This is a genomic window from Sphingobacteriales bacterium, from assembly GCA_012517435.1.
Taxonomy (GTDB): domain Bacteria; phylum Bacteroidota; class Bacteroidia; order CAILMK01; family JAAYUY01; genus JAAYUY01.
Genome location: JAAYUY010000008.1, coordinates 1 through 6,939, shown reverse-complemented (window position 1 = coordinate 6,939; position 6,939 = coordinate 1). Strand labels below are relative to the sequence as shown.

Below are 6,939 nucleotides of genomic sequence, written 5' to 3'. Positions count from 1 at the left end.
CCACGACTATGCTACGCATGGCTGGCCAGGTACTTACCTCAACAGCCCTGAAAAATGTCCCATGGGCGTTTATGTTTACATCATGAAGCTCAAAGGACTCGATGGCGCTGACTATAAGTACTCCGGTACCGTTACCCTGCTGAGATAATTAATCTCCATGCTTCATATTCTAAAGGGAGGCCGTTGGCCTCCCTTTTTTTGTTTCCACTTAAAAAATAACCACTCCTAATTCTGAGGTTAGCCTGACCAATAATTCCTGAATGGCTTTCTGAACTTCCTGATAATGCTGCTCTTCTTCAACTGTCAGTTTTTTTTCTCTGAGTTTCTTTGCATTTTCTTTCAGCATCGACTGGTATTTTCTCAAGGTAAAATGTTTGAGTGCTGAATCAATTTCACTTTTAAAATTAAAGCTGACAGGCACTTCCCTGCCCGTTTTTTTCGACCAGTTTTCGCTGATACCTTTATCAATAAAACTAACTTCAGCGGCTATCTGCTGAAACGTTTTGTCGGGATGATGAATAAAATGTTTGATATCGGGATAATCTTTCTTTTCCTGTCTGTAAGAAAAAAAGTAATTGTAAATATTCTCATACTCGGGAATTTCCCATTTCGTATCAGAAATATGGTCAAAAATAATGTCGGCACATTTTACCAGAGCATTGTAATCCATGTTTCCGGCAGCAATCAGAAGCCTGATGATATTTTTTTCCTGCTCTGATACTGTGCTACTCAAATGTTTTTGCAGTTCCTGGGTTTGTGTGGTTTCTGCCGGAGCACTTTTTTTAACCGAAACCGTTGTTTTTTGAGCTGAAAGCTGTGCATTCAGTTCCCTGTAGAGGATATCTTCTTCTATACTGAGTTCATAACTCAATTCTTTAATATAATTGCTGCGGGTAATGAAATTCGGAATCTGAATGATAGATTTAATGATATTCCTGACAACTTCTGCTTTTTTCAGAGGCTCATCCGTTTTGTTCCCGAATAAAAACCGTGTTTTAAATAAAATAAAGTCAGTCTCATTTTTTTTAAAAAACAGCCTGACATCGTTTACATTAAACTTTTTGGTAAAGCTATCAGGGTCTTCATTTTCCGGCAATGCAATAATCCGTGTGTTGATTTCTTCTTTCAGGGCAATATCAATTCCTCTCAGGGAGGCTTTAATTCCGGCTTCATCACCGTCAAAGATGAAAGTCAGGTTGTTGGTGTATCTTTTTATCAGGCGGGTGTGATCTTCGGTCAGGCTGGTGCCTAAAGAAGCGACCACATTATCAAATCCCTGCTGATAAAGTGCAATCACATCGGTGTAACCCTCAACGAGATAACATTTATCGTTTTTCTGGATGCTGTTTTTTGCCAGATTGAGCCCGTAAAGATTTTTTCCTTTACTGAAAATGGGTGTTTCGGGAGAATTGATGTATTTTGCCTCATTGGTGGCCTTTCCAAGTACTCTTCCACCAAAGCCCAGCACCCTGCCTGTGATGGAATAAATCGGGAACATAACCCTTTCCCTGAACCTGTCGATTAAACGTCCGTCATTCGTTTTAACCGACATTCCCGAGTCAATGAGATATTTTTCAAGATAACCATTCTGAAGGGCATTCCGGGTAAAAAGGTCTTTCTCAGAAGGGCTCATCCCAAGCCCAAATATTTTGATGGTTTCATGGGTAATGCCCCTGCTTTTGAAATATTCAAGACCTTTTGAAACACCTTCTTCTGTGTTCAGCAAATAATCATGAAAAAATTGCTGTGCATAATTCAGGATGATGAAAATGCTTGACTGCTCTTCTTTTTCTTTTTTTGCTTCTTCAGAGGTAAAGGTTTCTTCAACAGGAATGTTGTATTTTGCAGCAAGATATTTCAGTGCTTCGGGATAGGTATATTTCTCATGTTCCATCAGGAAATTGACCGCATTTCCAACCCGCTGACAACCAAAGCATTTATAAATTTCCTTTGCCGGAGAAACATAAAAAGAAGGCGTTTTTTCGCTGTGAAAAGGACAAAGACCCCTGTAGTTATTTCCAGCCTTTTTCAGACTGACAAACTCCCCTATGACTTCTTCAATCCTGACAACCGATAAAATGCTTTCTATTACTTCCTGCTTGATCATTACACAAAAAACCTTTAAAAATAATCAGATTAGGCGATTTTTTGGAGTTTCAAATTAAGTAAAAAGCCCATCTCGCGGCAATAAAAAAAAACTTTATCATGACTGATAAAAACAAAAGAGGGGCTTATTTTTGCAGACTGAAAAAATTTTTTCAATTCATGATTTCTCACTATTATACAGTCATTATGGCCGGTGGAGTAGGCAGCCGGTTCTGGCCACTAAGCAAGCAAAAATATCCCAAACAGTTTTTAGATGTTCTGAACACCGGAAAAACCTTATTTCAGTCAACCTATGACCGTTTTCTGCAGGTTTGTCCAAAAGAAAACATATTTGTCGTAGCCAATAAAGATTATGTAAGTATCATTCGGGATCAGATACCTGACATTCCTGTTGACAGAATATTATCAGAACCACTTGCCCGCAACACCGCCCCTTGTATTGCCTACGCTGTTCATAAGATTGCACAGACTGATCCTGAGGCCAGTATTGTTGTTTCACCTTCCGATCATCTGATTCTCAATGAAAAATTATTCATTGACTCTATTTTAAAATCCCTGAATTTTGTTTCGGAAAGAAATATATTGCTGACACTGGGCATCACTCCCAACCGGCCTGATACGGGTTACGGCTACATTCAGTTTGACGACACCAATCATGAAGAAGGCATTTATAAAGTTAAGACTTTTACGGAAAAACCACCCCTTGAAATTGCCAAACAGTTTGTAAAAAGCGGTGAATTTCTCTGGAATGCAGGGATTTTTATCTGGAACGTAAAATCAATTCTGGAGGCATTTAAAAAACACCTGCCTGAGGTTGATGAATGCTTTTCCTTGGGGAAAGACATTTATTTTTCCGAAAAGGAAGAAGAAGAAATTGCCAAGGCTTATTCAAAATGTACTTCAGTATCGATAGACTACGGCATCATGGAAAAAGCATCAAATGTATATGTTTTGCCCGGGAACTTCGGCTGGTCGGATATCGGTACATGGAACTCCCTGTTTGAATATGTTAAAAAAGACGGTAACAACAACCATGTAAAAGGTAAATATGTATTTACCCGTAATGCATCCAATTGCATCATAAAAATTTCAGATGATAAACTGCTTGCAGTCAACAATGTCAGTGATTTAATTATTGTTGAATCTGACAACATTATTCTGGTGGCAGACCGGAATCAGGAACAGGACATCCGCAACCTTGTGAATGAAATTAAATCCAAATACAGGGATAAATTCATTTAATCAACCATAAACATTCGGGTCAATCTTTTCTTATCCGACTGTATTTCAATAAAATAAATCCCTTTTGGAAAATCAGAAACATTCAGAATCAATTTATTAGCTGCTTTGTCCGATATGTTTGCCAACATTACTTTTCCTGAAATGTCCATCAAACGGTAAGCATAAATTTTTTCCCAGCCTTTCAGTTCAATATTGATAACTGAGATGGCTGGATTTGGGAATACCATTAGCTGATTCTTCAAATCTTCCTGCAAGCTTCCTGCAACATAATTATACACTTCAGAAGTATCAGAAGCGCAAATTTCATTGAAGACAATGACACGGTAAGCTCCATCGCCTAAAATCGGAATGACCCTTCCCGTAAATGCGAGAGACATGCCATTATAAATCCATTTGTAGGAGCTTCCTTCAACCGAACAGAAAAGACTGTCTTTATTGTACTTAAGTACCTGAGGTTTTGCCGGAATTTTCAGGACACTGATAAACACATCATCAGAAACATTGTAGCAACCATATTGATCCCAGACTTTCACGGATAATGTATCCGTCTGATTAACAGTCAGTTGTTTTTTATCCCACCCTGTTGACCATAAATAAGATACGTAATTCAGGTGGGTGGATAAAACAGCACTATCGCCTTCACAGAACATTTTACTTCCGTAAACAAATACTATCTGAGGCTTAACCGGATTTTCACGTCTGAGCGTATAGACCTTTTCCGAAACAGGGCTAACGCAGTTATTGCTGTCAATGACATAAAGGGTAAAGCTGTCGGTTTCTTTCACCGTTATTTTTTCATTGCCTTCCTGATTGTTCCAGAAGTATTTGACATAACCCGGAGGGGCAGCAAGTTCAATGCTGTCGCCATTACAAAAAGTGAGTTGATTCGTCCATGAAATCACCGGCTTTGAAGGTAAGCCATGAACAAGCACGATAATTGTGTCAGAATTTGGGCTGACACAGGCATTCGAATCAGTTACCCTGACAAAAAAGGTATCACTCACCAAAGCTAACTGCGATTCCTTGATGCTGTTGTTGTTCCAGAGATAACTTTTATAACCCGATGGTGCTGTAATCAGAACACTGTCGCCATTGCAGAATTCTGTTTTACCTGAAACTATTAATTTGGGTTTGGGAGGATTCTCATAAACTATAATCTCAACAGAATCAGAAGGATAACTCTGGCAATAACTGTTATCGTAAATTATCAGCGAAACTGTCAGCTTGTCTTTGACAATAATCTGCTGTGTGGTTTTTCCATTTGACCAGATATAGGAATAACCCGAAGGGCCTTCTAAAATAATACTGTCTCCCCTGCAAATTTCCGTTTTGGTATAACTGATGACCGGCTTGACGATAGCCGGATGCCGGGTAGTTTTAACTTCAGCAGAATAGTCGCTTTTGCATTGATTGGTATCAATTACCATTAGCTTATAAGAACCAGACTGTCTGACAATTATCTTTTGAGTAGTTTGCGAATCCGACCAAAAATAATTATAACCTGATGGGCCTTCCAGTACAACACTGTCACCCAGACAGAATGAAACATTGCCATAAATCTGAATGGTGGGTGCAGGAGGTTTCTGGTATAAATTAACCTGTACAGGAGATGAAGTTTTGGTCCCCAGGTGATTGGTAATGGTTACCGTGTAACTTCCCTGCTGATAGGCCAGGTAGGAAGAAACCGTTCCTACCACGTTCCCATTCAGTTTCCAGACATAGGAAAGCGCAGAGCCAGTAGCCGTTTTCAGCAACACATCAGCTCCTGGGCAAATGTCCGTTTTCCCCTGTGGATTAATGACGGCATAAAGCATATCCTTAAAATGCAGCTGATTGTTGTTCATACCGGGAATGGCAAGAACTTTTGCCTCGGGATTGTAGAAAATGTCAGCAGGGCCGTTGAATCCGGAGGCATAAAGTACAGGTCCGGTTGTAAAATCAGAACTGAAACGGTAAACGGCATTGGTTCCCCATGCTGAAACATAAATATAACCGCTGTCGTCAACCGTTAGTCCGTCAAGATTTGATAAAGAGGTAGTAACAATAGTCGAAACCGTACCATTCGACAGGCTGACACTCTGAATAGGGGCATTATTGATATAGGAACAAACAATCAGCCGGCTGTTTTTAACATCATACAGTAATCCATTCGGTTTGTTCAGCCCGCTGCTTGCAAATGTAGTATAAGTATAGTTTTTATAATTGACACGGATAATATTGTTATTGTTCATGTCGCTGACATACAGGTACTGACTGTTATCAGTAGTAATATCATTTAAAAAAGAAGCTCCGTTAATGTTCAGGTTCATCACCGTAGCACCATTGACGAGGTTAAAACCCATTACACGGGTAACATCTGTCACATACAGATAATTGCCAATGACAACCATACCTTTCGGAGAGGAAAGGCCACTGGCAAAAGTACTGTAAGTACTGTAATTATAAGCAAGTATGGTCCCGTTTCCGGCATTCGATATCAGGTATCTGTTGCGTGGGGCATCAAAAACTACGCTTTCAGGAGAATTCAAACTCTGGCAGTCTGCCTGAAAATAAAACACAACTAAAACTATTAGTAAAGTAAATTGTAAAGCTGATTTCATAGTCAAAAATTTTAAGCAAATTTAGAATAGTTTTATCTTTACAATGTTAAGAAAATTAAGTTTTTAAAAGGTTGAAGCCCAAAACCTCTCTCTTTTTGCTGTATTTTCTTTTGGCAACAGTCATTTCCATTGTGGCTTTTGCTGTTTTTGGCCTTTTACGTTTCGGTCAGGAAGATGCAGCCTTTTTTATCATCTTTTTGGTGATATCAGGCTTTCTGCTGACAGCGGTATTGCTGACCATGAAAACTCTGAGAAAAAAAATCAGGACACAAAGTGAAAGGGATCTTACCATATTAAACAGCCTGAAATGGTCGAAATACAGGGATAAAATACATCAGAACACCACATTGCAGGGACTATTGGATGAATGGAAAATCCCTTCAGCAGAATGGCAGAAATTCAAAACTTTTGAAAAATCAGAACGTAAACAAGACATCATCATTCAAATGATATTGATTGTGGTAATCGGTACCCCCTTTCTCATGCTTGTACGTGAAGGCAGATTTCTTGTATCATTTCTGGTTTCAATAGCCTTTTCAATTCTGTATGGTATCGGGAGAAACTATGCTGAAAAAAGAAAATATGAAGTTATACCCGATCAGGATGTACAGGTATTCTTTTTTGAAGATCTTGTCGTTGCCGGTAATAAAGTATTCATTCTTTATGACGAAGGAATCAATTTCAGTAATGCTGAGCTTTCAGTTAAAAAAGGGCTCACTGTCCTCACGCTTGAATCATGGTATTATTCTTCTAAAAATGCAAAAATTTATTCAGATTTAAAAATTCCTGTAAATGAAAAAAACCTTCCATCAGCTCAAAAGCTTGTTGATTTTTACCGGAAAAAATATTTGTCTCAGTAACCAGAGCAGAGAATAGCTCAATAATTCAAAATCTGCTCTTTTTCTTCATCAGGCTCTGCATATTTTTTGTATTTTTGCAACATATTAAAAACTGCTCCTTTGTGAGGATATTTATTATTTTAACCTGAACT

Annotated in this window: 5 protein-coding genes; 3 read left to right on the top strand and 2 right to left on the bottom strand. The window is 38.7% G+C overall.

Going from position 1 to position 6,939, the window contains the following annotated elements; all coding sequences use genetic code 11:
* Positions 1-148 (top strand): hypothetical protein (locus GX437_00410; GenBank protein NLJ06109.1); only part of this gene is annotated, 148 nt, incomplete at its 5' end.
* Positions 149-208: 60 nt separating this feature from the next.
* On the opposite strand, the gene GX437_00405 is transcribed toward GX437_00410, so the two are convergent.
* Positions 209-2,107: a DNA primase gene (locus GX437_00405; protein ID NLJ06108.1), complete on the bottom strand. Its 1,899-nt coding sequence runs from the start codon at positions 2,105-2,107 to the stop codon at positions 209-211.
* Positions 2,108-2,265: 158 nt separating this feature from the next.
* On the opposite strand from GX437_00405, the gene GX437_00400 reads away from it, so the two are divergent.
* Positions 2,266-3,348 (top strand): NTP transferase domain-containing protein, encoded by a 1,083-nt coding sequence (locus tag GX437_00400; GenBank protein ID NLJ06107.1) that lies wholly within the window; start codon positions 2,266-2,268, stop codon positions 3,346-3,348.
* Here GX437_00400 and GX437_00395 read toward each other — a convergent pair.
* Positions 3,345-5,948, bottom strand: a complete 2,604-nt coding sequence (locus tag GX437_00395) for a T9SS type A sorting domain-containing protein (GenBank protein ID NLJ06106.1) — start codon at positions 5,946-5,948, stop codon at positions 3,345-3,347. The genes GX437_00400 and GX437_00395 overlap by 4 nt on opposite strands.
* Positions 5,949-6,019: 71 nt before the next feature.
* Here GX437_00395 and GX437_00390 point away from each other — a divergent pair, with 71 nt between their 5' ends.
* Entirely contained in the window at positions 6,020-6,808 is a 789-nt protein-coding gene (locus tag GX437_00390; protein NLJ06105.1) for a hypothetical protein, read from the top strand.
* Positions 6,809-6,939: the final 131 nt, after the last annotated feature.

Coding starts and splice junctions, on each gene's coding strand:
- GX437_00400 (NLJ06107.1), top strand. CDS start 2,266: ATGATTTCTCACTATTATACAGTCATTATGGCCGGTGGAGTAGGCAGC.
- GX437_00395 (NLJ06106.1), bottom strand. CDS start 5,948: ATGAAATCAGCTTTACAATTTACTTTACTAATAGTTTTAGTTGTGTTT.
- GX437_00405 (NLJ06108.1), bottom strand. CDS start 2,107: ATGATCAAGCAGGAAGTAATAGAAAGCATTTTATCGGTTGTCAGGATT.